Annotated in this window: 23 protein-coding genes and 1 tRNA gene; 17 read left to right on the top strand and 7 right to left on the bottom strand. The window is 64.4% G+C overall.

Annotated features, from left to right (window positions below; translation table 11 throughout):
- The first annotated feature begins 39 nt into the window (after nucleotides 1-39).
- Entirely contained in the window at nucleotides 40-1,062 is a 1,023-nt protein-coding gene (locus AC07O3_RS04965; protein WP_093178489.1) for a YheT family hydrolase, read from the top strand.
- 4 nt (nucleotides 1,063-1,066) lie between these two features.
- Nucleotides 1,067-1,636: a DUF2946 family protein gene (locus tag AC07O3_RS04960; RefSeq protein WP_495338741.1), complete on the top strand. Its 570-nt coding sequence runs from the start codon at nucleotides 1,067-1,069 to the stop codon at nucleotides 1,634-1,636.
- A 48-nt stretch (nucleotides 1,637-1,684) separates the two neighbouring features.
- Here the strand turns inward: AC07O3_RS04960 and AC07O3_RS04955 are convergent, their stop codons facing one another.
- The 4 genes from AC07O3_RS04955 to AC07O3_RS04940 form a co-directional block, all read right to left on the bottom strand.
- Nucleotides 1,685-2,299, bottom strand: coding sequence for a c-type cytochrome (locus tag AC07O3_RS04955; RefSeq protein ID WP_495338740.1), 615 nt, complete (start codon nucleotides 2,297-2,299; stop codon nucleotides 1,685-1,687).
- A gap of 116 nt (nucleotides 2,300-2,415) precedes the next feature.
- On the bottom strand, nucleotides 2,416-3,837 hold the full coding sequence (locus AC07O3_RS04950; protein ID WP_093057700.1) for an efflux transporter outer membrane subunit: 1,422 nt from the start codon (nucleotides 3,835-3,837) through the stop codon (nucleotides 2,416-2,418).
- Nucleotides 3,830-6,991 (bottom strand): efflux RND transporter permease subunit, encoded by a 3,162-nt coding sequence (locus tag AC07O3_RS04945; protein WP_093079004.1) that lies wholly within the window; start codon nucleotides 6,989-6,991, stop codon nucleotides 3,830-3,832. The genes AC07O3_RS04950 and AC07O3_RS04945 overlap by 8 nt, the downstream gene beginning before the upstream one ends.
- 18 nt (nucleotides 6,992-7,009) lie before the next feature.
- Entirely contained in the window at nucleotides 7,010-8,293 is a 1,284-nt protein-coding gene (locus AC07O3_RS04940; RefSeq protein WP_495338739.1) for an efflux RND transporter periplasmic adaptor subunit, read from the bottom strand.
- Between the two features lie 177 nt (nucleotides 8,294-8,470).
- Between AC07O3_RS04940 and AC07O3_RS04935 the strand changes: the two genes are divergently transcribed.
- The 8 genes from AC07O3_RS04935 (at nucleotide 8,471) to AC07O3_RS04900 (ending at nucleotide 17,338) form a co-directional block, all read left to right on the top strand.
- Nucleotides 8,471-9,142: a TetR family transcriptional regulator gene (locus tag AC07O3_RS04935; RefSeq protein ID WP_307617305.1), complete on the top strand. Its 672-nt coding sequence runs from the start codon at nucleotides 8,471-8,473 to the stop codon at nucleotides 9,140-9,142.
- Nucleotides 9,143-9,185: 43 nt separating this feature from the next.
- Nucleotides 9,186-9,260 (top strand) — tRNA-Arg (locus tag AC07O3_RS04930).
- Between the two features lie 67 nt (nucleotides 9,261-9,327).
- Entirely contained in the window at nucleotides 9,328-10,185 is an 858-nt protein-coding gene (locus AC07O3_RS04925; RefSeq protein WP_495338738.1) for an inositol monophosphatase family protein, read from the top strand.
- A gap of 239 nt (nucleotides 10,186-10,424) precedes the next feature.
- A complete protein-coding gene (locus AC07O3_RS04920; RefSeq protein WP_495338737.1) occupies nucleotides 10,425-13,199 on the top strand; it encodes a type VI secretion system Vgr family protein in 2,775 nt (924 codons plus the stop codon).
- Nucleotides 13,200-13,214: 15 nt separating this feature from the next.
- Complete coding sequence (locus AC07O3_RS04915) at nucleotides 13,215-15,074, top strand: LysM peptidoglycan-binding domain-containing protein (RefSeq protein WP_495338736.1); 1,860 nt, start codon at nucleotides 13,215-13,217, stop codon at nucleotides 15,072-15,074.
- A gap of 10 nt (nucleotides 15,075-15,084) precedes the next feature.
- Nucleotides 15,085-15,630, top strand: coding sequence for a hypothetical protein (locus tag AC07O3_RS04910; RefSeq protein WP_495338735.1), 546 nt, complete (start codon nucleotides 15,085-15,087; stop codon nucleotides 15,628-15,630).
- A 399-nt stretch (nucleotides 15,631-16,029) separates the two neighbouring features.
- The gene (locus AC07O3_RS04905; protein WP_495338734.1) at nucleotides 16,030-16,533 is read left to right on the top strand and encodes a pentapeptide repeat-containing protein; all 504 of its coding nucleotides are present in this window, start codon (nucleotides 16,030-16,032) and stop codon (nucleotides 16,531-16,533) included.
- A gap of 76 nt (nucleotides 16,534-16,609) precedes the next feature.
- Nucleotides 16,610-17,338: a glutathione S-transferase gene (locus AC07O3_RS04900; protein WP_495338733.1), complete on the top strand. Its 729-nt coding sequence runs from the start codon at nucleotides 16,610-16,612 to the stop codon at nucleotides 17,336-17,338.
- A gap of 10 nt (nucleotides 17,339-17,348) precedes the next feature.
- Here AC07O3_RS04900 and AC07O3_RS04895 read toward each other — a convergent pair whose 3' ends face one another.
- The gene (locus AC07O3_RS04895) at nucleotides 17,349-17,900 is read right to left on the bottom strand and encodes a hypothetical protein (RefSeq protein WP_495338732.1); all 552 of its coding nucleotides are present in this window, start codon (nucleotides 17,898-17,900) and stop codon (nucleotides 17,349-17,351) included.
- 43 nt (nucleotides 17,901-17,943) lie between these two features.
- Here AC07O3_RS04895 and AC07O3_RS04890 point away from each other — a divergent pair, with 43 nt between their 5' ends.
- On the top strand, nucleotides 17,944-18,837 hold the full coding sequence (locus AC07O3_RS04890) for a LysR family transcriptional regulator (RefSeq protein WP_495338731.1): 894 nt from the start codon (nucleotides 17,944-17,946) through the stop codon (nucleotides 18,835-18,837).
- Complete coding sequence (locus AC07O3_RS04885) at nucleotides 18,834-19,370, top strand: RNA 2'-phosphotransferase (RefSeq protein ID WP_495338730.1); 537 nt, start codon at nucleotides 18,834-18,836, stop codon at nucleotides 19,368-19,370. The genes AC07O3_RS04890 and AC07O3_RS04885 overlap by 4 nt, the downstream gene beginning before the upstream one ends.
- Here the strand turns inward: AC07O3_RS04885 and rsmI are convergent.
- On the bottom strand, nucleotides 19,367-20,320 hold the full coding sequence (gene rsmI / locus AC07O3_RS04880; protein ID WP_495338729.1) for a 16S rRNA (cytidine(1402)-2'-O)-methyltransferase: 954 nt from the start codon (nucleotides 20,318-20,320) through the stop codon (nucleotides 19,367-19,369). The genes AC07O3_RS04885 and rsmI overlap by 4 nt on opposite strands.
- Nucleotides 20,321-20,372: 52 nt before the next feature.
- On the opposite strand from rsmI, the gene AC07O3_RS04875 reads away from it, so the two are divergent.
- The 3 genes from AC07O3_RS04875 (at nucleotide 20,373) to AC07O3_RS04865 (ending at nucleotide 22,294) form a co-directional block, all read left to right on the top strand.
- Complete coding sequence (locus tag AC07O3_RS04875; protein WP_093178462.1) at nucleotides 20,373-20,747, top strand: YraN family protein; 375 nt, start codon at nucleotides 20,373-20,375, stop codon at nucleotides 20,745-20,747.
- A gap of 87 nt (nucleotides 20,748-20,834) precedes the next feature.
- Nucleotides 20,835-21,479, top strand: a complete 645-nt coding sequence (locus AC07O3_RS04870; RefSeq protein ID WP_093057690.1) for an SIS domain-containing protein — start codon at nucleotides 20,835-20,837, stop codon at nucleotides 21,477-21,479.
- On the top strand, nucleotides 21,476-22,294 hold the full coding sequence (locus AC07O3_RS04865; protein WP_495338728.1) for a BON domain-containing protein: 819 nt from the start codon (nucleotides 21,476-21,478) through the stop codon (nucleotides 22,292-22,294). Before AC07O3_RS04870 ends, AC07O3_RS04865 begins: the two co-directional genes overlap by 4 nt.
- A 51-nt stretch (nucleotides 22,295-22,345) precedes the next feature.
- Here AC07O3_RS04865 and AC07O3_RS04860 read toward each other — a convergent pair whose 3' ends face one another.
- On the bottom strand, nucleotides 22,346-23,254 hold the full coding sequence (locus AC07O3_RS04860; protein WP_495338727.1) for an NAD(P)-dependent oxidoreductase: 909 nt from the start codon (nucleotides 23,252-23,254) through the stop codon (nucleotides 22,346-22,348).
- 87 nt (nucleotides 23,255-23,341) lie between these two features.
- Here AC07O3_RS04860 and AC07O3_RS04855 point away from each other — a divergent pair, with 87 nt between their 5' ends.
- Both AC07O3_RS04855 and AC07O3_RS04850 read left to right on the top strand, forming a co-directional pair.
- The gene (locus tag AC07O3_RS04855) at nucleotides 23,342-23,824 is read left to right on the top strand and encodes a MerR family transcriptional regulator (RefSeq protein WP_495338726.1); all 483 of its coding nucleotides are present in this window, start codon (nucleotides 23,342-23,344) and stop codon (nucleotides 23,822-23,824) included.
- On the top strand, nucleotides 23,821-25,371 hold the full coding sequence (locus AC07O3_RS04850; RefSeq protein WP_495338725.1) for an MFS transporter: 1,551 nt from the start codon (nucleotides 23,821-23,823) through the stop codon (nucleotides 25,369-25,371). Before AC07O3_RS04855 ends, AC07O3_RS04850 begins: the two co-directional genes overlap by 4 nt.
- The last annotated feature ends 2 nt before the right edge of the window (nucleotides 25,372-25,373 follow it).

Raw genomic sequence — 25,373 nt, 5'->3', positions numbered from 1 at the left:
GCTTCTTCTTCCGCTGCTTCTCCCACTGTTCTCCAGTCGATGGACTACGCGGCACCGCGCTGGCTGCCCGGCGGCAACCTGCAGACCATCTGGGCCGCGCTCTACGCCCGGCGCTTCGACGGACCGGCTCCGGTCTACCGGCGCGAACGCTGGCCTACGCCAGACGGCGACTTCATCGACGTTGACTTCGTCGATGCGCCAGCGCCAGGCCCGAAGCCGCTGCTGGTGCTGTTCCATGGGCTCGAAGGCTCGTCGCGCAGTCATTACGCCGAAGCCTTTGCTGCCTTTGCAGCGTCTCGCGGCATGGCCTTCGCAGTGCCGCATTTCCGCGGCTGCAGCGGCGAGCTGAACCTGGCGCCGCGTGCCTACCACTCGGGCGACTTCGAGGAGATCGGCTGGATCCTGGCGCGCATGCGCGACCAGCATGCGCAAAAGGGCGGCGGGCCGGTGCTGGCGGCGGGCGTGTCGCTCGGCGGTAATGCGCTGATGCGATGGGCCTCGGAAGCGGGCGAGACCGCTTCGGGCGTGGTGGGCGCGGTGGCCTCGGTCTGCGCCCCGCTCGACCTTGCGGCGGGCGGCGAGGCCATTGGCCAGGGCTTCAACAAGCTGGTCTACACGCGCATGTTCCTCGCGACCATGAAGCCCAAGGCGCTGGCCAAGCTGGCGCAGTTTCCGGGCCTGTTCGACCGCGAGCGGCTGATGTCGTCGCGCAACCTCTACGACTTCGACAACGTCTTCACCGCGCCGCTGCACGGCTTTCGCGATGTCGACGACTACTGGTCGCGGGGCTCGGCCAAGCCGCACCTGGCTTCGATCCGCGTGCCTGCGCTGGTGGTGAATGCGCGCAACGATCCGTTCATTCCGGCGCGCAGCCTTCCGAAGCCCGGCGAGGTGGGGGCGCACGTCACGCTGTGGCAGCCCGCGCACGGTGGGCATGTCGGCTTTCCGATGGGGCTGCCGCCGGGGCATGTGCGCGGCATGCCGGAGCAGGTGGGCGGCTGGCTGCAGCTGCATGGCGGCGCTTCGGCTGACGGTAGGGGCTTGTCGCCAGGACGAGAATGACGCGATGGACGACATCGTCAAACAAGCATTGGCCAAGTGGCCCAACGTGCCGCACTGCTACGGCTGGCTCGGCCTCGACGCGCGCGGCAACTGGTACATGCGCGACGACCGCACCCAGGCCATGGGCCCGTTCCGCGCGGCCAAGGGCTCGATGCTGCGGCACGACAAGCTGATCGACTTCATCCATCGCAACTACGAGCACGACGACGAGGGCCAGTGGTTCTTCCAGAACGGGCCGCAGCGCGTGTATGTGGAGCTGGAGGCTTCGCCGCTGGTATGGCGGGTCGCCGAAGACGAGGGTGGTGGTTTCACCGTCACGGCCCATACGGGCAAGGCGACCGAGGTATCGGACTGCCTGCTCGATGAGGACGGCCGGCTCTATCTGGTTTCGCCTTTCGGGCTCGGGCTGGTGCACACGCAGGACGTGGGAATCGCAGCCGAGGCCGTCGAACGCGGCCTGTGGATACCGGAGGCGGTGCAGGCCAGCGAACTGCCCGGTCGCTTCGGACACGTGCTGAGCCCGGCTGAGCGCCACGCCGAAGCAGCCGCACCAGCCCCGGCCGCACACCCATGAAAAAAGCCGGCGCTGAGGCCGGCTTTCTTTCGTGACTAGGGAAAACGCTTACTTGGCAGCAGCGCTGGCCGCAGGGGCCGCACCCGAGGCACCTTCAGCGGGTGCAGCAGCAGCAGCCGGACGGTCCGGCACCGGGAACTTGGCGCCGCCGGCATTGGCCATGTAGACCACTGCACGACCCACTTCGAGGTCTTCGAAGTCGCCGCCGCCCTGCGGGGGCATGGCGCCCTTGCCCTTCAGGGCATGCTCGAGGAGCGTTGCATAGCCTTGGCCGATGCGGGGACCCCAAGCGGCTGCGTCCTGGAAGTGCGGGGCGCCGGGAATGCCGGGCGCTCCGTGGCAGGCGACGCACTGGGCCTTGAACACGACCTCGCCTGCAGCGAGCGGGCGGTTGGCGTCGCGGATCTCGATGGCTCCGACCTTCTTGAGGCGTTCGGCCACTTCGCGGTCGCGCGCTTCCTTGGTCACGCCATAGAGCGACATGCTGTCGCCCTCCGCGATGCCTGCGGGCTTGGTGCCCGAGACCACGTAGGAGACAAGACCCACGATGATCAGGATCGGGGCTATGAAGGAGAAAAATACCGCGAGCAGCAGTTGCTTCGGGTTCTTGATCGGCCCGGTGTGGGCTTCTTCTGTGGCCTGGTAATGCGGGTCTGCGCTCATTGGCGTCCTCAATTATCGGGGGCTCGTCGGGGGGCTTGTCCTAACCAACCGGCGATTATAGAGAGGCCCCTTGCCCGAACGGACAAGGGACCACCCTTATCGGACGCCTTGGCGTCTCAGCCCTTGTCGCGTGTGGCCCAGCCGCCACCCAGCGTCCGGTACAGCGTGACCTGGTTCTGCAGCTGCAGCAGGCGCGTGGTCACTGCAGATTGCTGCGCCGTGAACAGCGAGCGTTGTGCGTCGAGCAGGTCGAGCGCGCTGGCGATTCCGTTGCGATAGCGCAGGTCGGAGAGCTTGAAGCGCACCGCCTCCGCATCGGCCTGCGCACGCTGTGCGCGCACCTGCTCGCCCAGCGTGGCGCGGCCCGCGAGCGCATCGGCCACTTCGCGGAACGCGGTCTGGATCGACTTCTCGTACTGCGCCACCGCGATTTCGCGCCCGGCCTTGGCCGAGTCGAGCGTGGCGATGTTGCTGCCGGCGTCGAAGATCGGCAGCGTCACCGTCGGCGCGAAGGACCAGGCCTTCGAACCGCGATCGAACAGGCCCGAGAACTCGCTGCTCGCGGTGCCGATGGAACTCGTCAGCGACACACGCGGGAAGAAGTTCGCGCGCGCCGCGCCGATGTTGGCGTTGGCCGCAATCAGCTGCTGCTCGGCCGAGCGGATGTCGGGCCGTTCGGCCAGCAGGTCGGAAGGCAGGCCGGCCGGCACGTCGGGCATCGGCTTGATGCCGTCCAGGCCCTTGATGCCGCCCGCCGTGGCGTCGGGCGGTACCGGCGCGCCCAGCAACAGGGCGAGGGCGTTCTCGTCCTGCATGCGCGCGCGCTGCTGCTCCGCATAGGATGCGCGCGCCGTTTCCAGCAGCGAGTTGGCGGCCTGGAAGTCGAGCTCCGACGACACGCCGTTGTCGAAGCGCATCTTCGTGAGGCGCACCGACTCTTCGCGCGTGACCATCGTCTGGCGTGTGATCTCGAGCAGCTCATCGTCGGCCAGCAGCGTGAGCCAGCCGTTGGCGACCGACGCGATCAGGCTGATCTGCACTGCCTTGCGCGTCTCGTCCGTGGCGAGGTACTGCGCCAGCGCCTGGTCCTTCAGCGCGCGGATGCGGCCGAAGAAGTCCAGCTCCCAGGCGTTGAAGCCCAGGTTGACGCTGTACGACGACGACACGCTGCCCACGCTGGAGTCGAAGGCCTGGTAGGGGTTCGGGCTCGAGCGCGAGCCCGAACCCGTGAGGCCCACGGCCGGGAACAGCGCCGAGCGCTGGATCTGGAACTGCGCGCGCGCCTGCTCGATGTTGAGCACCGACACCCGCAGGTCGCGGTTGTTCACGAGCGCGGTCTGGATCAGGCCCGCGAGCCGCGCGTCGGTGAAGAAGTCCTGCCAGGGCAGGTTGGCTGCGGCCTGGCCGGGCGGCTGCGCCGGGTCGCCCGGGTAGGTGGTGGGCACAGGCGCCGCCGGGCGCTCGTAGGTCGGAATCAGCGAGCAGCCGGCCAGCAGCATCGCGGCAGCCAGGGCTGTGGGAATCAGTTTCTTAGTCATGTTTTTCCTCCGCGATGCCGGCGGCTTCGGCGTGTCGCTTGTCGGCTTCATGCTGGCGCGCGCTGCCCTTGAACAGGGTGCGCACCACCACGAAGAACACCGGCACGAAGATCACGGCCAGTGCAGTGCCCGTCACCATGCCGCCGAGCACGCCGGTGCCGATGGCGCGCTGGCTGGCAGAGCCGGCGCCCGAGGCGATTGCGAGCGGCACCACCCCGAGGCCGAAGGCCAGCGAGGTCATGATGATCGGTCGGAACCGCAGGTGGGCGGCGGCCAGCGCCGATTCGATGACGCCCTTGCCCTGCGCCTGCAGGTCCTTGGCGAACTCGATGATCAGAATCGCGTTCTTCGCGGATAGGCCGATGATGGTGATCAGCCCCACCTGGAAGTACACGTCGTTCGAATAGGCGCGCAGCATCGTCGCCACCAGCACGCCCAGCACGCCCAGCGGCACCACCAGAATCACCGACAGCGGGATCGACCAGCTTTCGTACAGCGCGGCCAGGCAGAGGAACACCGCCAGGATCGCGAAGCCGTACAGCACGATGGCCTGCGAGCCCGCGAGCTTTTCTTCGCGCGACTGGCCGGTCCACTCGAAGCCGAAGCCTTGCGGCAGCTGCGCGGCGAGCTTTTCCATCTCGGCCATTGCGGCGCCCGTGCTATAGCCGGCGGCGGCGTCGCCGCTGATGCGGATCGCCGGGTAGCCGTTGTAGCGCACCGTCTGCGTGGCGCCCGTGACCCACTTGGTGGTCGCGAAGGCCGACAGCGGCACCGGCTGGCCCTGCGTGTTGCTGGCGTTCAGCTTGAGCAGGTCGTCGGGCTGCATCCGCGCCGGAGCGTCGGCTTGCACCACCACGCGCTGCAGGCGGCCGCGGTTCGGGAAGTCGTTGATGTAGCTCGAACCCAGGCCGGTCGACAGCGTCGCGTTGATCGCGTCGAAGCTCACGCCAAGCGCATTCGCCTTGTCGCGGTCGATGTCGATCTGCAGCTGCGGCGCGTCTTCCAGGCCGTCGGGGCGAACCTGCGCCAGGACCTTGCTCTGCGAGGCCATGCCCAGCAGCTGGTTGCGTGCGTTGATCAGCGCCTCGTGGCCCGCGCCCGAGCGGTCCTGCAGACGGAAGCTGAAGCCGCTGGCATTGCCCAGTTCAGGAATGGGCGGCGGGCTCAGCGGGTAGATGAAGGCGTCGCGGATGCCCGACAGCGCACCGAAGGCACGGCCGGCCAGCGCGCTGGCCGAGTGGGCTGGGTCCTTGCGCTCGTCCCAGTCCTTCAGCGTCACGAAGGCGAGGCCCGCGTTCTGGCCCTGGCCCGAGAAGCTGAAGCCCATCACGCCCACCATGCTCTGCACTTCGGGCTGCTTCAGGATGAAGCCCTCGACCTGCTGCATGACCGACAGCGCGCGCTCCTGTGTCGCGCCAGGCGGCAACTGCACGTTCACGATGATGTTGCCCTGGTCTTCCTGCGGCAGGAACGAGCTCGGCAGGCGGGTGTAGGTGAACACCACCGCGCCGATGATGGCGAGGTAGATCACGAGGTAGCGGGCAGCGCGGCGCAGGATGCGAGCGACCACGCTCTCATAGCCCTTGGCCGTGCGCGCGAAACCGCGATTGAACCAGCCGAAGAAGCCGGTCTTCTCGTGATGGTGGCCGGCTTCCACCGGCTTGAGCAGCGTGGCGCACAGCGCCGGCGTGAGCGACAGAGCCATGAATGCCGAGAAGGCGATCGAAGCCACCATCACCGCCGAGAACTGGCGGTAGATGTTGCCGGTCGAACCCGCGAAGAACGCGAGCGGAACGAACACCGAGATCAGCACCACCGTCACGCCGATGATGGCGCCGGAGATCTGCTTCATGGCCTTGCGCGTGGCTTCGAGAGGCGGCAGCCCCTCCTCGCTCATGATGCGCTCGACGTTCTCCACCACCACGATGGCGTCGTCCACCACGATACCGATCACCAGCACCATGCCGAACATGGTCAGCACGTTGATCGAGAAGCCGAGCGCCAGCAGCGAGGCAAAGGTGCCCAGCAGCGCGATCGGCACCACGATGGTCGGGATGATCGTGTAGCGCCAGTTCTGCAGGAACAGGAACATCACCACGAACACCAGCGCCACGGCTTCCAGCAGCGTCTTGACCACTTCGGTGATCGAGATCTGCACGAAGCGCGAGCTGTCGTACGGAATGTTCCACTTCACGCCCTGCGGGAAGTAGCGCTCGAGTTCGGCCATCTTGGCGCGGACCGCCTTGGCCGATTGCAGCGCGTTGCCGTTGGGCGTGGGCTGGACGCCGATACCGACCGCGGGCACGCCGTTCAGGCGGGCCGAGGTGGCATACGACTGGCCGCCGAGTTCGACGCGTGCCACGTCCTTCAGCCGCACGGTCGAGCCATCGGTGTTGGCGCGCAGCACGATGTTCTTGAACTGCTCAACGTTGACGAGCTGGCCGTTCACGGTCACTGTGGCCGCGATGGCCTGGCCGGGGATGTTGGGCAGGTCGCCGAGCGTGCCCGAAGACACCTGGGCGTTCTGTGCACGGATGGCGTTGTTGACGTCGGTCGCCGACAGGTTGAAGCCCTGCAGCTTGGCCGGATCGATCCACACGCGCATCGCGTTCTCGGAGCCGAACAGCTGGGCCTGGCCCACGCCGACCACGCGCTGCAGCTCGGGCACGACGTTGCGCGCGGTGTAGTCGCCGAGCGCCACCGGGTCGATGTTCGGGTTGTCCGAGGACAGCATCACGAACATCAGGAAGTTGTTGCGCGACTTGTCCACGCGCACGCCCTGCTGCGTCACGGCAGCCGGCAGGCGCGGCGTTGCGCGCGACAGCCGGTTCTGCACGTCCACCTGTGCGAGGTCGTCGTTGGTGCCGGCCTCGAAGCTGATCGTGATGGAGCCGGTGCCGTCGGCCTGGGCCACCGATTCCATGTAGATCAGGCCTGGCGAGCCGTTCATTTCACGCTCGATGACGGACAGCACGCTGTCCTCGAGCGTCTGGGCCGAGGCGCCGGGGTAGGCGACGTTGATGACGATGGCGGGGGGCGCCACCGGCGGGTACTGCGAGATCGGCAGCTGGGTGATTGACACGCCGCCCACCACCAGGATGAACAGTGCGATCACCCAGGCGAAGATCGGTCGGTCGATAAAAAATTTGGCCATTTGCGGGCGCGCTCCTGATTACTTCTTCTCGGCCGAGGTCTTCTCGGCCGCGGCAGGCGCCGCCGGTGCGGACCCCGCTGCGGCCGGCGTGGCCGCGGCGTTCGGGTTCGGCTTGGTCCAGGGGACAGCCTTCACCGGCGTGCCGGGCGGCATCATCTGCAGCTTCTGGAAGCCGTCGACCATCACCTGCTCGCCGGCCTTCAGGCCATCGAGCACCACCCACTGGTTGTCCTTGGCGGCGCTGATCTTCACGGTGCGCTTGCTGATCTTGCCGTCCTTGTCGACCACCGACACGGTGTCACCCTGCTGGGTGCGCGTGACGGCCTGCTGCGGCAGCGTGATCGCGTTGGTGGCCTGTGCCTGTTCGAGCTTCACGCGAACGTACAGGCCGGGCAGCAGCTCGCCCTTGGGGTTGGGCACTTCGGCGCGCAGCGTGACTTGGCCGGTGGTGGAGTCGACCGTGAGGTCGGAGAACAGCAGCTTGCCTTCCAGCGGGTAGTCGGTGCCGTCTTCCAGCACCACGCGGATGGTTGCGGCTTCCTCGCCGCTCGCGCGCTTGTACTGGCCGGCGGCCACTGCGCGGCGCAGCTTCATCGCGTCGGAGGCCGACTGCGTGAAGTTCACGTACAGCGGGTTGATCTGCTGCACCACGGCGAGCTCGGTGGCGTCGCCTTGGCCCACCAGTGCACCTTCGGTGACGAGGGCGCGGCCGATGCGGCCCGCGATGGGCGAGGTCACGTCGGCGTAGCCCTGGTTGATCTTGGCGGTCTGCAGCGCCGCGCGGCCCGAGGCCACATCGGCTTCGGCCTGCTTGGCAGAGGCCACGGCGGTCGCGTATTCCTGCTTGCTGACCGCATTGGCTTCGACCAGCGGCTTGTAGCGGTCGGCGAGGGCCTTGGCCTGCACGGCATTGGCTTCGGCGCGGGCCAGCGTGGCCTGGGCGTTCTGCGTGGCGGCCACCAGCGGGGCGGGGTCGATGCGGAACAGCAGCTGGCCGGCCTTCACGTCGCTGCCTTCGCGGAATTCGCGCTTCAGCAGGATGCCCGAGGCACGGGCGCGGACCTGGGCGACGCGGGAGGCCTCGAGGCGGCCGGGCAGTTCGGTGACGAGGCCGACATCGGTCGGCGCAGCCACCACCACGCCCACCTCGGGTGCAGGGGGATGACCACCACCGCCGGCGCTGCCCGGACCGGCGGGCGCATCGCTCTTGCCACAGCCCGCAAGGACCAGCAGGACGACGGCGGCCACGGTCGCGAGACGCGGCGAAAAGGACGAATGACGCGAAACATGCAGGAGAGGCATGCGATTCCTTTGAAGCGAAGACGGGAGATGGCGCGTTCGCGGAACAAACCGGAAACCTGTGTAGCCAGGTGGGCCATCGAGGAAACCGGCGAGTTTACATACATTCATGGATGTATAGTGACAACCGCGAATGGCCCCACGATACATAGAGGGCGTTGTCTTTACAAATCAGGAGACTTGGTGGCACGTCGGACGAAAGAAGAAGCATTGGCCACGCGGCATCGGTTGCTCGATGCCGCGGAGCTGCTGTTTCAGGCGCAGGGCGTTTCGCAGACCACGCTGCAGCAGATCGCGCAGCAGGCCGGCGCGACGCGCGGCGCCATCTATTGGCATTTCAAGGACAAGGCCGACCTCTTCAACGCGATGATGGAGCGGGTCATCCTGCCGCTGGAAGCCGCGCCGAAGCCCGCCACCGCAGGCGTCACCGACGACCCCCTGGCCGAGATCGAGGAAGGCATGATCCACGCGCTCACCCTCATGGCCACCGACCCCCAGGTGCGCCGCGTATTCGATGTGGCGACCCACAAGGTCGAATACACCCACGACATGGCCTCGGTGCAGCAGCGCCACCTCGACGCCCGCAACGCCTGCGTGGGCGACTTCGAGAAGGCCCTGCGCCTGGCCGCGCGCCGCGGCCATATCAAGCTGCCGCTGCCGGGCAACGCGGCGGCGCAGGGGTTGCACGCACTCATCAGCGGGCTCATCCAGAACTGGCTGCTCGACCCCGAGGCCTTCGACCTGGTGCACACCGGAAGGCGCACTTTCCGGGTCTATCTGGCGGGGCTCGGGTTCGCCCGGCCGCTGCCGGGCACCGCTGTTGCGGCTGAGGCCGAAACGGTCGCCGCCTGATAGGCGATAATGCGTGGCTCCGGTGCATGCCGGACCCCAATTCCTCGCTGTATTTCAACGGATAGAATTCGGCCCTCCGAAGGCTGAGATCCAGGTTCGATTCCTGGCGGCGGGACCAGATACAAGGCCGGAAGCTTTCAGAAGCTTCCGGCCTTTTTCATTTTTCCTCGGAGAAATGCCTCTGCATGAAAACATTCACTCGCCATGACGCGGTGATCGCGGGGAAGATCCTGGCCGAAGTCGCGCGCGCCGAGATCATGCCGCGCTTCAATGGCTCGCTGGCCAGCAGCACGAGAGAAAAATCCTCTACCTTCGACGTGGTCACGGATGCAGACGAAGCTGCGGAACGCGAGATTGCGCAGCGGCTGCTTCAGCTCTATCCAGGCGCGCTCGTCATTGGCGAGGAGGCGGCTGGTCGCGACCCCGGCGTGCTGTCGCGGATCGCAACGGCCGACCTCGCGTTCATCATCGACCCTATCGACGGAACGAAGAACTTCTCTTCCGGCGTTCCTCTCTTTGGCGTCATGCTCGCGGCCACGGTGCGAGGCGAGGTTGTCATGGGCGTCATCCATGACCCTGTCTGCGACGACACGTCATTCGCAGTGCGCGGGGGTGGTGCCTGGCGGCAAGGGGCCGACATGATCGACAAGGAGATAAAGGTCGCTCTCCCTGTGCCGGTCAACCAGATGCACGTGGTGGCTGGCACCAACTTCCTTCCGCAGCCTATGCGCTCGACGGTGATCCGGAATTTGCCGAAGGTCGCCATGAACTTCTGGATGCGCTGTGCTGCGCATGAATACAGGATGGCGGCTGCGGGCCATTGCCACGCGCTGCTCTATTACAAGCTGATGCCCTGGGACCACGCTGCGGGCTGGCTCATTCATGAAGAGGCAGGCGGCTACAGCGCTCATTTCGACGGGTCGCCGTACAAGCTGGACCATCTCACTGGCGGGTTGATCTGCGCGCCTGATCAGAGCTCTTGGGGTTTGTTGAGAGACGCTCTTTTTTCGGATGCGCCCGAGGGCGATCCGACTACCGACTAGTAAACACTCGAAACCAACGTTCTCGCCGAGGCACGCAAGCCACTTTTGGCGCGTGTATTCGTTCACGGATTCGCAGGCACTTCTCATTGCTGCCTGCTGGAAAGCTCCAGGCACTTACATACTCTGACAAAGCTTACCGCCGTTAGAGCGGAGCGATTTCAGGGAGGATCCATGTCCATCTTCGATGGCACGCGCTGGCATGTTCGCCCGGCGTGCGTCTTTGCGTCTTCGGCGGTGCAATGACCCGCCGCGTCACCATTCAAACGCCGCTGGGAGCGGCGCTGCAATTCCATCGGCTTGCCGGTCGTGAGGCGCTGAGCCGGCTCTACGATTTCGAAGTCGACCTGCTGGGCAGCAGCAACGGCATCGATCCGAAACTGCTGCTCGGAAAGCCCGCCACCGTGGCGGTGCAAACGGAAAGCGGCGGCACGCGCTACCTGGGCGGCGTCGCCGCAGGCTTCGGGCTTCAGCAGGAAGACGCCCGGCATTCTTTCTATCGCCTTCAGTTGCGGCCTTGGCTGTGGCTCGCGACGAGGCGCAGTGATTTCCGCGTATTCCAATCAAGGAGTGTTCCCGAAATCGTGATGGAAGTGCTGGAGCGCTACGGCTTTCCCTCCGAACAGAAGCTCAGCCGCAGCTACCGCACGTGGGATTACTGCACTCAATACGACGAGACCGATTTCGCCTTCATCTCGCGCCTGTGCGAGCACGAAGGTATCTATTACTACTTCAGGCACGAGGCCTCGCAGCAGGTGCTCGTGTTCGCGGACGACATTGCCACATCGCACGATCCGCTGCCCGGTGGCGAGACGGTGCGCTTCCATCCCCTGGAGAAGGCGGGCATGACCGGCGGAGGCCCGAGGCCGAACGAGCGCATCTACGAATGGAAGAGCGGCGAAGAAGTCCGCTCCGGCTTTCACTTCACCAATGAATACGACCTCCTCAAACCCAGGGCGGACCTCTCGAGTCAACTGCAAATGCACTCGGGTCATGCATTCGACGACTTCGAGTTGTACGCATGGCCCGGTGGCTACAAGCAGCACGACGACGGAGAGACCTACACGCGCATTCGAACCGAAGAGCAGTTGAGCGCACGTTGTGTTGCGAGCGGGCGCTCCAACCGGCGCGAGCTTGCACCGGGCCATACCTTCGAGCTCGCCAGCCACCCAAGGGACGACCAGAACCAGAAGTACCTTCTGACCAGCGTCGAATACGAGCTGCAAGAAAACCTCCAGGCCAGCGAAGGTGCCAATGCCGGTGAGGGCTCCGTCCAGCGCTTTGCGTTCGAAGCGCAGCCAGTCAGCTACGCATGGCGACCGGTGCGCACCACGCCAAAGCCTCGCACGCGTGGTCCGCAGACGGCTATCGTGGTCGGCCCGAAGAATGAAGAAATTTGGGCCGACCAGTACGGCCGCGTCAAAGTCCAGTTCTACTGGGATCGCCTCGGCCAGCGCAACGAGAACTCCAGCTGCTGGGTGCGCGTGTCCACGTCCTGGGCCGGCGACACCTTCGGCACAGCGGCCTTGCCACGCATCGGCCATGAAGTCATCGTCGATTTTCTGGGTGGCGATCCGGACTACCCCATCATCACCGGACGCGTGTTCAACGCAGAGAACATGCCGGCGTGGCGTTTGCCCGAACAGACGAATCTCTCAGGCATTCGCAGCCGCGAGCTGAGCGCAAACGATGGTTCGGGCGGTACGGGCGGAGCACGCGGCAATCATCTGGCGCTGGACGACCACCCCGGAAAGATCCAGGCGCAACTCAAGAGCGACCACCTCAGCAGCAGCCTGAGCCTTGGCCACATCGGTCGCATCGATGACACGGCAGGCCGCAAGGACGACCGCGGCGAGGGCGCCGAACTGCGTACCGATGGCCATGCCGCAGTGCGCGCCGCCAGGGGCCTGTTGCTTTCCACCGAGACACGACCCAATGCGCAGGCGCACATCACAGACCTGGGGGAGACCGTGGCGCGCCTGACGGCCGCACGCGATTTGCACGAACGCCAGAGCCAAACCGCCCAAGAGGCCAAGGCGCACGAAGCGGGCGACCAGGACGCAGTCACGACGGTTCTCAAGGAGCAGAACGACGCCATCAAGGGCAAGGGTGGCGATGGTGGCTCGCAGCAAGGCGCGTTTCCGGAACTCAGCGAACCTCACCTCGTGCTCGCCAGCGCGGCCGGCATCCAGAGCACCGCGGCGGGCACCACCCACATCGCCAGCATCACCCACAACGCGTTGAGCAGCGGTGGCCATACCAGCATCAGCGCAGGCAAGGGCTTCCTGGTCAGCGTGAAGGAGGCCGCACGCCTCTTCGCCTACAAGGCCATCCGCCTGACAGCCGCTACCGCCGGCATAGACATCGTCGCCCTGCAGAACAGCATCAATCTCCTAGCCAAGCTCGACATCAAGCTGGAGGCCAACAAGATCAGCATCACCGCCAAGGAAGAGATCCTGATCAATGGAGGCAGCAGCTTCACCAAGTGGAGCGCCTCGGGGATCGTGCATGGGACGAAAGGCCTTTGGCGTGAGCACGCGAGCACCCATAGCTACGCGGGGCCGATGGACATGGAAAAGCTCCTGCGAATGGAGGGTGTCGGCCACGACGATAAGTACAGCGTTCGCTTCGCACCTCTTGGCAGCGACGAAGTCTTCAAGCACATGGAAATGGCGGGGCTGCCCTACAAGATTCTGGACGAGCGAAAGCAGATCAAGGCTGAGGGAGTCATTCCCGACGATGGGCGGCTACCGCGAATCAGCTTCGAGACGCCAGACGAGGCAACGCTGATCGTGGGTGAAGAAGTCTGGGGCTGGAGCCCTATTCCGACGATTCGTACGGCACGGAGCAATGCAGATGCTTTCGAGCCTGAAAACGACGAAGGCGAAAGCGATGGTTCGGACGATAGCTCGTCAGATATCGAAAACTCAAAATTCGCCAAATCGACGGGCAATTTCGGCCTCAATCATTTTCTTTCTGAGTCTGCGGTGGAGGCCCATTTGAAAGGGCAGGCGTAAGCGCTAAATCTGATCATGCCAAAGCTGATATCTGCAACTTACCACCCCAATATCGAAGTCGCCGAATTCATCTGTGAAGACGGCCGCCATTTGCTGCGCTCTGGCGGAACCTTGCCATGGCGAATCAACAATCCTGGAGATTTGACAGCCCGAATGGTAAATGGTGTGCCAGCCCCAAAGAAGGCAAAGGGCTACATCGGGTTTGCCACAACCCGATCGAACAGAACATTTCTGATCTTCCCCGACGAAGACTCAGGGCGAGAGGAGTTGAAAGCAAACCTGAAGCGGCTGCACGGCGAGCGGACCATCTCAGAGGCTATCCCCATCTATGCCCCAAAAAATGAAAACAATACAGAAAAATATACGAGCGATTTACTCAAGACGAGCGGCATTCCAGCCCACAGAAAAATAGGCGAATGCACCGATGCAGAGCTAGAAAAAATAATGAACGGCATTTCGGAGATCGAGGGATATCACGCCAATATCGAGACTCGAAAAGAAACCTGGGTTGTCGTAAGCAGAATCAACGCTACCAATGGCAGTCAACCTCTGCCCGGTACGGAAATAATTTTGCAAAAAGGAGGCAAGGAAGAAAAGGCTAAATCTGATGAAACAGGGCGCTTCCCGCCCGTGATTCATCCTGCAGACAACTCAGCCGTGCATGTCAAGGTCATGGACCCGAAGACCAAGGAGCCAGTGACAGTTGGATCGATTCAAGGAAGCGCCGGCAAGGATTTCAATCTTTTGGCGAAATTCAGAAAGTGGAAGGGTGTTGCGGGTTCGGAGAAGATCAACAGCTCCACGGCAGGGAAGAAGAAGCCGATGAGCTATGTGGTTCAGCCTGGAGACAGCCTCTGGAAAATTGCAAAGCTATATCGCACCAGCGTTGACGTAATCAAGGATGGTAATGGCTTGAGCAGCGACAGGATTTACCCTGGCGAGGTGTTGCTGATCAATGGAAGTGGCAAGGTAAAACCAAGCGATAAGTTGGCGACTCCACCAGTAACAACGGCGGAGACGCCAATAGCCTCGGTAACTCCAATAAAGCGCCCACGTCTTCCTCCACCACCAGCACCTCCAATTCCATCTGGCATAGAGCCATCGAATTCAGAGCGATCCAAGGAAGGAACGGGAAAGGTCTTGGCATTGATCAACCCGGCGCCAGGGTGTGCTCCCTGGATGCCCATTGCTATTGCCGAAGCAAAGCTTAGACGTGGAGAAACTGAGCTCACGCTGCAGGACAAGATCAACTATCACATAGAAATTGATGATGGCGTTAAATCGATGGCTGGAAGGAATAATGCTTGGTGTGCGGCTTTTGTGAATTGGTGCCTGTTGCAGGCAAAGTATCCGATAGAAAACATAGGCTTTCCAAATCGAAAAATACCTAAAGCTCGCGCGCACGGTTTTTATGAAGTGGACGGGCCGAAAGAGAAATCTGAAAAACTGGCGCCTGTAGTCAGAAATCCTTTATTTGTTGAGCTGAATGAACCGATATATGGGGCCATTGGAATGGTTACGTCTAAATCCGGTCGCGGGCATCATGTTGGATTTGTCTACGCCAAGAAGGGTCGTGAGGATTTGATCCTTCTTGGAGGAAATCAGAGTAGTCGAATAAGATTTACTCCTTTCCCGATGAAAATCAAGGCTCCAGTAAGAGTCAGGGGAAAAGATGGAAAGATGGAGGTTAAAAGCGAGGGCAGTTCAAATTATTTGAAATACTTCGTTCCTGTTTCTTATTATGAGCAGGCAAAAAGAGATCTGATCTCTTCAGGGTTGGAGGAAATGGACGTTACGTCGCTGAATTTGATGTTGGGAATACCTCCAGATAAGCCCGGAAAACGCGGAGCTCAATTAAATAATGATATCTTGTGAGGGGTGGTGGATGATTTATTTGGCTTTAAAAAAAGTATTCATTATTTTTGTTGTGATTTTTTCTTTTTTTTGGTGTCCTGTGAGTTCATTTGCAGGGTACAGAAGTGATCGGCTGGTGGTTTGGATTAACCTGGAAAAGGATCATGATGCCTTTGATGTCGATGGAGTGATTGTAAATTTCATAAGATCTGGGCGAATTGATTTGGAGTGTGGCGTTGATTGGAAAGACGGGGGATCAATGTTGTACATGAAAAAACGACCCGTTGGAATTACCAATGATCTGGCTTGGAAGGTTTTCTTAAAAAAAGACAAGGTGGCGCTTCGGCATTTGAATTATCTCTTGAAATCTTTCAGAGATGCTGAGAACGGAGTCGACGAAGGGCTGGATGGAGTAGTCATCTACTCCAATAAAAATGGACCACACATGATGAATTTGGTTGCGGGCAAAAAGAAGATAAAAAGCTATCCATTAACGTCTAATAATGCTTCTCTGACGGCTCAGGATGTTGAAGAGGCATTTTGCATACTTTTGCCTCCCGTTACGCGCGCACCGTAGGTATGTCAATGAAATGCCCGGCTTTTACAAGTTGGGCCAACTCACTAAAAAACGGAGTGCAATTTGATCGGAGTGAGTGGGGCAACCTTGGTCAGTTGTTGTTTAGCAAAGAAAACATGAAATATCCGGAGGAACCACAGCAATCCAAGACGGAGCTAGATCCGCCTACCCAAAAGCCGCACCACGCCAAATCCGCCCACCTGCGGGCACGCTCGGTGCTCCAAAAATCCCGATGGTGTCGGGCAGGCTGTGGCGAGTTGATTGCGGACGGGCCGCTCGGCTGGTGGCCGTGCTGCAGCGAGGCTTGCCTGGAAGCCTGGAATGCTCGCCCTCCCACAGTTCAGCTCTCGCGCATCGAGTGGCCTCCTCGCCAGCAAAGCCACGAATGAACAGACCGTAATGAGTTCGCAAGAAATCATCCTCAACCACGACCTCTGGCGCAAAGGCGCGGGTGGCGCTCCGGCCGGCTTGGCTGGGCAAACGGACGCCTCCGCCTATGTCGGTCTTGACCTCGATCTGGCCCGGTTCACCGATTCCGTGTTCGCTGGCAGCAGGTTCGCAGCCACGACTTTTCGCCAAGCGCAATGGACGGCCTGCCGGTTCACCGACTGTGTCTTCGATGCCTGCGATTTCAGCGGCATCTCCATCACCGGCTGCACTTTCGTCAACTGTGTCTTCGATCGCGCCGAATTCAGGCGAAGCACACTCAGCGGTAGTTGCTTGATGCAGTGCCGGTTGAACGGAGTCAACTTCGATCAGGGCCGGTGGTCCGAAGTCAAGCTGCTCGAATGCACCGGCACGCAGGTCAAGGCCCTTGGATTGCGAGGCGAGGGCATCGACTTCACGGGCAGCAACTTCGAGCACTTGCAGTTCGAGGACACGATCCTCAACAGCGCGGTGTGACGGGGCGTTCTTCGCATGATGCTGCGCAGCGCACGCACGGTTGCCATGGTCCCCGCACTCGTGACACCATGGCCGCATGCCCTACCAACTCCATTACTGGCCCACCATTCAGGGCCGCGGCGAATTCGTGCGGCTCGCGCTCAAGGCGGCTGGCGCCGACTATGTCGACGTGGCGCGGCTACCTGAAGCCAAGGGCGGAGGCGAGTCCGCACTCGGCGAGCGTTTGGACGACCCCAACAGCGCGCGCCCCGCGTTCGCGCCGCCCTTTCTCGTCGATGGCGACATCGTGGTCGGGCAGACCGCCGCGATCCTGCTGTACCTGGGGCCTCGGCTCGGCCTGTCTGGCGTGGGCGAGTCCGACGGGCTGTGGACGCACCAGCTGCAGCTCACCATCGCCGACGTGGTGGCCGAGGCGCACGACACGCACCATCCGATCTCGGTCGCCGCCTACTACGAAGACCAGCGCGACGCGGCCGTGCAGCGCGCACGGGCCTTTCGCGACGAGCGCATCCCGAAGTTCCTGAACTGGTTCGAGCGGGTGCTGCAGCGCAATCCCGCGGGCAACCTGCACCTGGTGGGCGACATGCTGACCTATGCGGACCTGTCGCTGTTCCAGCTGGTGGACGGCCTGCACTACGCATTTCCGAAGGCCACGGCCCGGGCGCTGGCCGCAACGCCCGCGGTCGAGAAGCTGCACGCCAACGTCAGGCGCCGCCAGCGCGTGCATGACTACCTGCAGAGCCAGCGCCGTATCGCGTTCAACGAAGACGGCATCTTCAGGCGCTACGCCGAGCTCGACAGCTAGCCTCGGGGCATCAGTTAATGAGCGTTGCCGCATCTTTCCACGACGGCAGCAGCACCAACCCCGCTATCGTCACCGGCTTGCGCTGCGGGCCGAACAGGTACCGGTTCGGCACGATGCCTTCCAGGTGACGCAGCACATCGGTGCGGTCGTCGATGAAGTGCGTGATGCACAACTCGCGGCAGTGATCGGCCTTCTGTGGCCTTTCGAGGCAGAAGCGCAGGTTTGTCGGCGCAATGCCGGTACGCTCGAAGAAGCGGTGGTGCCGCAGCCACGCGCGGCTCTTGGCCTGCACGCTCGGCCCGCATTTCGACACCAGCCACACGCGGCCTTCGAATTTGTCGACCAGCGGCGCGACGGCATTGAACATGCCTTCGTAGGGCGGCGTGCTCAGTGCATCTTCCAGTGAACCGCCAATGAAGGAGGTGTCTGCGCCGTTGGCGCCTTCGGCCGCGATCAACACGCGGCCGATGTCGATGCCGAGCCGGGGGAGATGAGATGTGTTTTTCATTTCTTGTTCCTTTTGTTTTTGAAGCAGCCGGATCGTAGAAATGAAGCCAATCATCAGGAACTACTGATATTTGATTTGCTATCCATAAAATGGATAGATGGACATTCCCCGCACCAACCTGGATGCGTTGCAGTCGTTTGCCGTGTTCGCCGATACGGTGAACTTCAGCGAGTCGGCGCGTCTGCTGCACATCAGCCAGCCGGCACTGCACGCCAAGGTGCGCAAGCTGTCCGAGCAGCTAGACGCAAAGCTCTATGTCCGGGTGGGCAGCGCGCTCGAGCTCACGGGTGCGGGTGAGCAGGTCGCGCGGCATGCGCGGGAGCTGCTTGCGTTCAACCAGCGCTTCGTGAAGGGGCTGGTCGCTGGGCAAGACACGCCGGTCGTCACGCTGGCGGCCGGCGAGGGCGCGTACCTCTATCTGCTGGGCAGGGCGCTGTCGCAGTTCTCGGGGCCGGGTGCGTCGCCGCACCTGCAACTGCTTACGCGCAACCGCGATGAATCGATCCAGGCGGTGCGGGCGGGCCAGGCACAACTGGGCATCGCGCCGCTCGGCACGACGCCTTCTGACCTGGCTGCAGTGCGGCTGACCGCCGTAGGGCAGGTGCTGGTCGTGCCGCGCGCACACGCGCTGGCCTCGCGCAAGTCGGTGCGCTTGCGGGACTTGAAGGACGCGCAATTGATCGTGCCGCCGGCGGGGCGACCGCACCGCGAGTTGCTCGGGCGGCTACTGCAGGCCGAGTCGGTGCCGTGGCAACCTTCGCTCGAAGCCAATGGCTGGGAGCTGATGCTGCGCTTCGCTCAGTTGGGCTTCGGGCTGACGGTAGTGAACGCATGCTGCCGCATTCCGAAGGGACTGGTGGCAATCCCGCTGCATGGCTATCCACCGCTCGAATACCACGTGTTCCGCGCGGCCGACCGGCCACCGACGTCACATGAGCGGCGGCTGATGGACGCGCTGCTTGCGCACGGCGATCATTGGAAAACGCCATGACGCCCGAAGACGCCAGCAAGTTCATCGCCTATGTGCTGCGGCATGCGCCGGAGTCCATCGGCCTGCGGCTCGATGTGCAGGGCTGGGCCAGCATCGATGCGCTGGTGGCGGGGGCCGTGGACGGGGGACGCGACCTGACGGTGGCGGACGTGGTGCGCGCAGCCGACTCAGGCGTGAAGAAGCGTTACGAGCTTTCGATCGACGGGCAGCGCATCCGCGCGCTGCAAGGCCATTCCACGCTGCAGGTCAGCCGCAGCTTCGAGGTGGTGGCGCCGCCAGTGCTGCTTTTTCATGGGACGGCCACGCGCTTTCTCGATGCCATTCGCGAGCAGGGCTTGCTGCCAGGCTCGCGGCAGCATGTGCACCTGTCTGCCGACGAAGCCACGGCGGTGCAAGTGGGGCAGCGCCACGGCAGGGCGCATGTGCTCAAGGTCGATGCGGGCCGCATGCATGCGCTGGGCCATGCTTTTCATCGCGCCGAGAACGGGGTCTGGCTGACGGGCGCCGTGCCGCCGGAGTTTCTGTCGGGCTAGGCTTCTTCCGCGCCATTGCGAATGCGTAGCGCGGTTTCATACAGCGTGTTGCGCGCCGCGCCGCTGATCTCGGCAGCCAGCTTCACCGCAGTCTTCACGGGCAGCTCGGCCAGCAACAGGCGCAACACGCGTTCACCTTCCGCGCCGCCGTCGCCGCTCACCGCCACGGGGTGCAGCACCAGCGCGAACTCGCCGCGCGTGCGGTCGCGGTCGGCGCTGAACCACTCGGGCAGAGCGCTGGCCGCGACGGTGGCGATTTCCTCGAACTGCTTGGTGAGCTCGCGGCCGACGGTGATGCGGCGCTCGCCCAGCGTGGCCAGTGCACGCGCCAGGCTCTCGATACGGTGGGGCGCTTCGAGCAGCACCACGGCGCGCGGCTCTTGCAACAGCGCCTGCACGGCGGTGTCGCGCTCGCCAGCCTTGCTCGGCAGGAAGCCGGCGAAGACGAAGGCGCTGCTGCTGGCATTGCCGTCGCTGCCGCCATCGGCCACGAGGCCCGCCGCACCGATCAGCGTGGTCACGCTGCTGGCGCCCGGCAGCGGCAGCACGCGCTGCCCGGCCGCGCGCACGGCTGCGGCCAGCCGCGCGCCGGGGTCGCTCACGCCGGGCGTGCCGGCGTCGCTGACATACGCGATGCGCTCGCCCTGCGCGAGCCGCGCGACCACGGTCTGCGCGGCCTCGGCTTCGTTGTGCTGGTGCACCGCCAGCAGCCGCGCGCCGGGGCGGTCGATGCCGTAGGCGCGCAGCATGCTCTGGGTGTGGCGCGTATCCTCGCAGGCGATGGCGTCCACCAGCTGGAGCACGTGCAGCGCGCGCAGCGTGATGTCGGCCAGGTTGCCGATGGGCGTGGCGACCACGTAGAGCGTGCCCTGCGGATAATGCTGCGCACCCGCGGCGTCGTGCGCGGCCGCGAGGGCGGCGCCGAAAGAAGCAGGGGCGAGTGAAGCCAAGAGGTTTCTCCGTCGGAACGAACGAACAAAAAAAGATTGCAGGCAGGGAGCCATGAAGACCACCACAACGAAGCATCGGGGCGATGCGGCGGAAGACGCCGCGCTCGACTACCTGCGGGACGCCGGCCTGTTGCTGCTCGCGCGCAATTATCGGACGCCCGGGCGCGGCGGCGGCGAGATCGACCTGATCATGCGCGATCCGCGCGGCTCCTCAGGCGGCACGCTGGTGTTCGTCGAGGTCCGTCAGCGCAGCGCCGGCACGCACGGCGGCGCGGGCGGCAGCATCACAGGGATGAAGCAGCGGCGCATCGTGTTCGCCGCGCAGCACTACCTGAGCCGGCTGCGCGTGGTGCCGCCATGCCGTTTCGACGTGGTGCTGGTCGAGGAGAAAATCACCTGGCTTCAAGGCGCCTTCGATGCCGGCTGAAGTGCCCCGCATGGGGAACTGAAGCCCTGCCGAGGGCTCCACAACTCACACGTCTTGTTTCACAACCCCCAGTTATCATCCCGCCTCATGCTTGAGCAACGTATTCAGCAGCACTTCATCGATAGTGCCGACCTCAAATACCAGACCGGACCGGTCCTCAGCAAACCCATCTCTCAAGCGATGCAGGCCATCCTGGCCTGCGTGACCAGCGGCGGCAAGGTGTTGGCTTGCGGCGCCGGCGTGTCTGGCCTGCTTGCGGCCCAGTTCGCCGCGCAGTTCGTGGGCCGCTTCGAACGCGAGCGGCCCGAGCTCGGCGCCATCGCGCTGCCAGGCGACACCACCGACCCCGAGGCCGACAGCGCCAGTGCTGCGGACTCCGATCGCTTTGCCCGCCAGGTGCGTGCGCTCGGCCAGGCCGGCGACGTGCTGCTCGCACTGAGCGCCAGCGGGCAGTCTGCGTCGGTGCTGGCTGCGGTGGCGGCCGCGCACGAGCGCGACATGACCGTGGTCGCGTTGCTGGGCAACGCCGTTTCGGGCGTGCCTTCGGCTCCGGGCGCGGGCAGCAGCGGCTCGGGCGGCGCCATTGGCCGCGCGCTGCGCGAAACCGACGTCCAGATCAGCGTGCCGCACGAGCGTGCGGCGCGCATCCACGAAATCCACCAGATCGCGCTGCATTGCCTGTGCGACGGCGTGGATGCCCAGTTACTCGGAGAACAGGAAGCTTCCTCATGACCATGACGACCATGAAGACGACATCGACCCAGCGTTTCGCCCTTGCCCTCACCTTGGGCGCCGCATTGGTTGCAGGCCTGTCCGCCTGCGTGCCGCTCGTCGTGGGCGGCGCGGCCGTGGTGGGCGTGGGCATGGTGGCTACCGACCGCCGCAGCTCGGGTGCGCAACTGGACGACCAGGGCATCGAACTGCGTGCCGCGGCCCGCGTGCGCGACATCGCCAACGACCAGATGTACGTGAGCGTCACCAGCTTCAACCGCCAGGTGCTGCTGACCGGCGCCGTGGGCAGCGATGCCGACCGCCGCCGCGTCGAGGACGAGGTGAGCCGCATCGTGAACGTGCGCTCGGTGGTGAACGAACTGACCATCGGCGCCTCGAGCACCTTCCAGGACCGCTCGAACGACCTCTACATCACCGGCAAGGTGAAGGCCTCGCTGCTCAATGCCAAGGACATCTTCGCCAATTCCTTCAAGGTGGTGACCGAGCGCGGCACGGTCTACCTGATGGGTATCGCCACGCGGCGCGAAACCGATCGTGCCACCGAAATCACGCGCGGCATCTCGGGCGTGGTGAAGGTGGTGCGGGTGGTCGAGATCGTGAGCGAGGCAGACCTGGCAGCCAGCCAGGCGGCGAACCAGGCTGCGGCGCAGCGCGGCGGTACGGGCCCGGCGCCGGTGACGTCGGCCTCGCCATCCACGCCTTCGTCGTCGTCTTCCACCTCGCGCGTGCCGCTGCCGCCGATGGATCCGCTGCCTGGGTCGGGCTCCACGTCGACGCAGCCTTCGGGCAACGCGACGACCTCGCCGGTGCGCTGACAAACAGGCAGCAGCGTCGCAATGAAAAGAGCCCGCATCAGCGGGCTTTTTTCATTTGAGTCGAATGATGAGGCTCGACGTGTCCCAGCGTCGCCCGCCGGCCTGCTGAACGTCGGCATAGAACTGGTCGACCAGCGCTGTCACCGGCACGCGCGCGCCGTTGCGCTTGGCCTCGTCGAGCACCAGGCCCAGGTCCTTGCGCATCCAGTCGACCGCGAAGCCGTAGTCGAACTTGCCTTCGATCATGGTCTTGCCGCGGTTTTCCATCTGCCAGCTCTGGGCCGCGCCCTTGCTGATGACGCCCAGCACAGCCTCCATGTCGAGCCCGGCGCGCTGGCCGAAGGCGATGGCTTCAGACAGGCCCTGCACCAGGCCCGCGATGGCGATCTGGTTCACCATCTTCGCGAGCTGGCCGGCACCGCTTTCGCCCAGCAGCGTGACTGCGCGCGAGAACGCCATGGCCACGGGCTTGATGCGCTCGAACGCCGCGGCGTCGCCGCCGCACATCACGGTGAGCGCACCGTTCTGCGCGCCGGCCTGGCCGCCCGAGACGGGCGCGTCGATGAAATGCAGGCCCAGTGCCTGCGCGGCCTTGGAGAGTTCGCGCGCCACGTCGGCCGAGGCGGTCGTGTGGTCGACCAGCACGGCGCCTTTCTTCATGCCGGCGAAAGCGCCGTCGTCGCCCAGTACCACTGAGCGCAGGTCGTCGTCGTTGCCGACGCAGCAGAACACGATGTCGGCGCCGGCGGCTGCTTCGCGCGGGGTGGCGGCATGGCGCCCGGGCGGGCCGAACTCGGCGGCCCAGGCCTGTGCCTTGGAGGGGGTGCGGTTGTAGACCGTGACGCTGTGGCCGGCCTTGGCCAGGTGGCCTGCCATGGGGCCGCCCATGACGCCGAGGCCGAGGAAAGCCACTGTCTGCGCGGGGACGGATTCGTAGGTGCGGGTGTTGATGCTGCTCATGGGGCGACAGCTTAAAGCCATTCCGCGACAGGTGCGATGGACTCAACCTGTACGTGAACGTACAGGTTTGAGTAGAATGCCTCCACCATGACCGAAGCGAGCCCCGCCAAGACCATCACCGTGCGCGATGCCGCGGCCCGGCTCGACGTGACGCCGCGCACGCTCAAGTACTACGAGGAGCTGGGCATCGTGGTGCCGGTGCGCAGCGAGGGCGGCTACCGCCTCTACGAGCAGGCCGACCTCGACAAGCTGGCGCGTGTGCTGCGCATGCGCTCGCTGGGTTTTTCGCTGACAGCCATCACCACGATGCTGCAGCAGCCGATGGAGGCGCCGGCCGAAGGCGGGCGCCCGCGGCTGTCGAACGCCTCGCTCAAGACGCTGCGCGAAACGCTCACCGGGCAGTTGGGCACGCTCGATGCGCGCGTGGCGCAGGTCCGCAGGGAGCTCAAGGAGGCGGCTTCGCTACAGGCTCAATTGCGGCGCGACCTCGACTATGTGGAGCGTCGCCTGGCCGGCGAGCCGGTGGAAGAGGCGCTCGAACAGCGCCGCAAGGAACGGCCGGCGTCATGAACACTTCGGCTCTGGCGCGGCCTTCGCGCGGCAATGCCGCGGCCGCGCTGCTGCCCTGGGCCATCGGCCTCGTCACGGCCATCGACTATTTCGACAACGCGCTGTTCGCCTTCTTCGCCAGCTACATCGCCGGCGGCGTCAACGCCTCGCCCGACGAACTGGTGTGGGCTTCGAGCGCCTATGCGCTGGGCGCGGTGCTCGGCATCCTGCATCAGCATGCGTGGATCGAGCGGCTGGGTTACCGGCGCTACCTGGCCGTCTGCATGTTCGCCTTTGCCCTGGGCGGCGTGGGCGCGGCGCTGTGCGACAACTCGATGCAGCTCACGCTCGCGCGCGCCGTGCAGGGCTACTTCGTCGGCCCGATGCTCGGCGCCTGCCGCATCCTGATCCAGATCGGCATTCCGCCCGCACGCCGCGCCAAGGCGCTGAAGGCGTTCATGGTGCTGATCGTCTTCGGCGGCGCTCTGGCGCCCATCGCGGGCGCCTTTCTCGTGACCAACTTCGATTGGCGCTGGCTGTTCGCGAGCACCGCGCCGGTTGCGGCGCTGATCGGGCTGCTCGTGCTCTGGACGCTGCCCGACATCGGCGACGTCGAGCCGCACGAGCGCACCGAGCCGCACTACGTCGCCTACGTGGTGTTCGCACTCGCGCAGGCTGCGCTGCAGGTGGTGCTGACGCGCTCGCACTTCGAGCTGTTCACCGGATCGCCAGCGCTGATCGGCCTCACCATCGCCGGCGTGGCGGGGCTCGCGTGGTTCGGCTGGCAGCAATGGCAACACCCCGCGCCGCTGGTGCGGCTGCATGCGCTGCGCAACGCGTCGTTTCGCGTGGGGCTGGCGCTGTACGTCGTCTACTACTACCTCTCGACGGGCTTCAGCTACCTGCTGCCGCGGATGATGGAAGGCGGGCTCGGCTTCACCGTGGGAAACACCGGCTATTTCACGGGCGCGGCCTCGCTCGCGACCGGGCTGCTGGTGTTCGTCTACCTGAAGTACTCGGCGCGGCTGGCGCGCAAGAAATGGCTCATCGTCACGGGCTTCGGTATTGCGGCGCTGGCGGCGTGGTGGCTGTCGCGGGTCACGCCGCAGGCGGGGCGCGAGGCCTTGCTGGTGCCGCTGCTGTTGCGCGGGCTGCTGATGCTGTTCGTCGTGCTGCCGGTGGCGAACCTCACTTTCAAGCCATTCGCGGCAGAGGAGTTCGCGCACGGCTACCGGCTGAAGAACCTCGTGCGCCAGCTGGCGATTTCATTCGCGACCTCGAGCGTGATCGCGCTGCAGCAGCACCGGCTGGCGCTGCATGAGGTGCGGCTCGGCGAATCGGCCAATCCCGCGAACGCGAGCTTCATGCAGGCGCTGGATTCGTTGACCCGTGGGTTCGCGGCGGCGGGCCACGCTGCCGGCGAGGCACATGCCATGGCGCTGGGCACGCTGTACCGCACGCTGGAACAGCAGGCCACGTTCATGGCCTCGCTGGACGGGTTCACCGCGATGGCGGTGGTTGCGCTGGCGGCAGGAATCTTCGCTGCGTGGCAGCGAACGATCGACTGAGC

The organism is Variovorax sp. GW821-FHT09D05, assembly GCF_059416325.1.
This window is presented reverse-complemented; position numbering and strand designations above follow the sequence as displayed.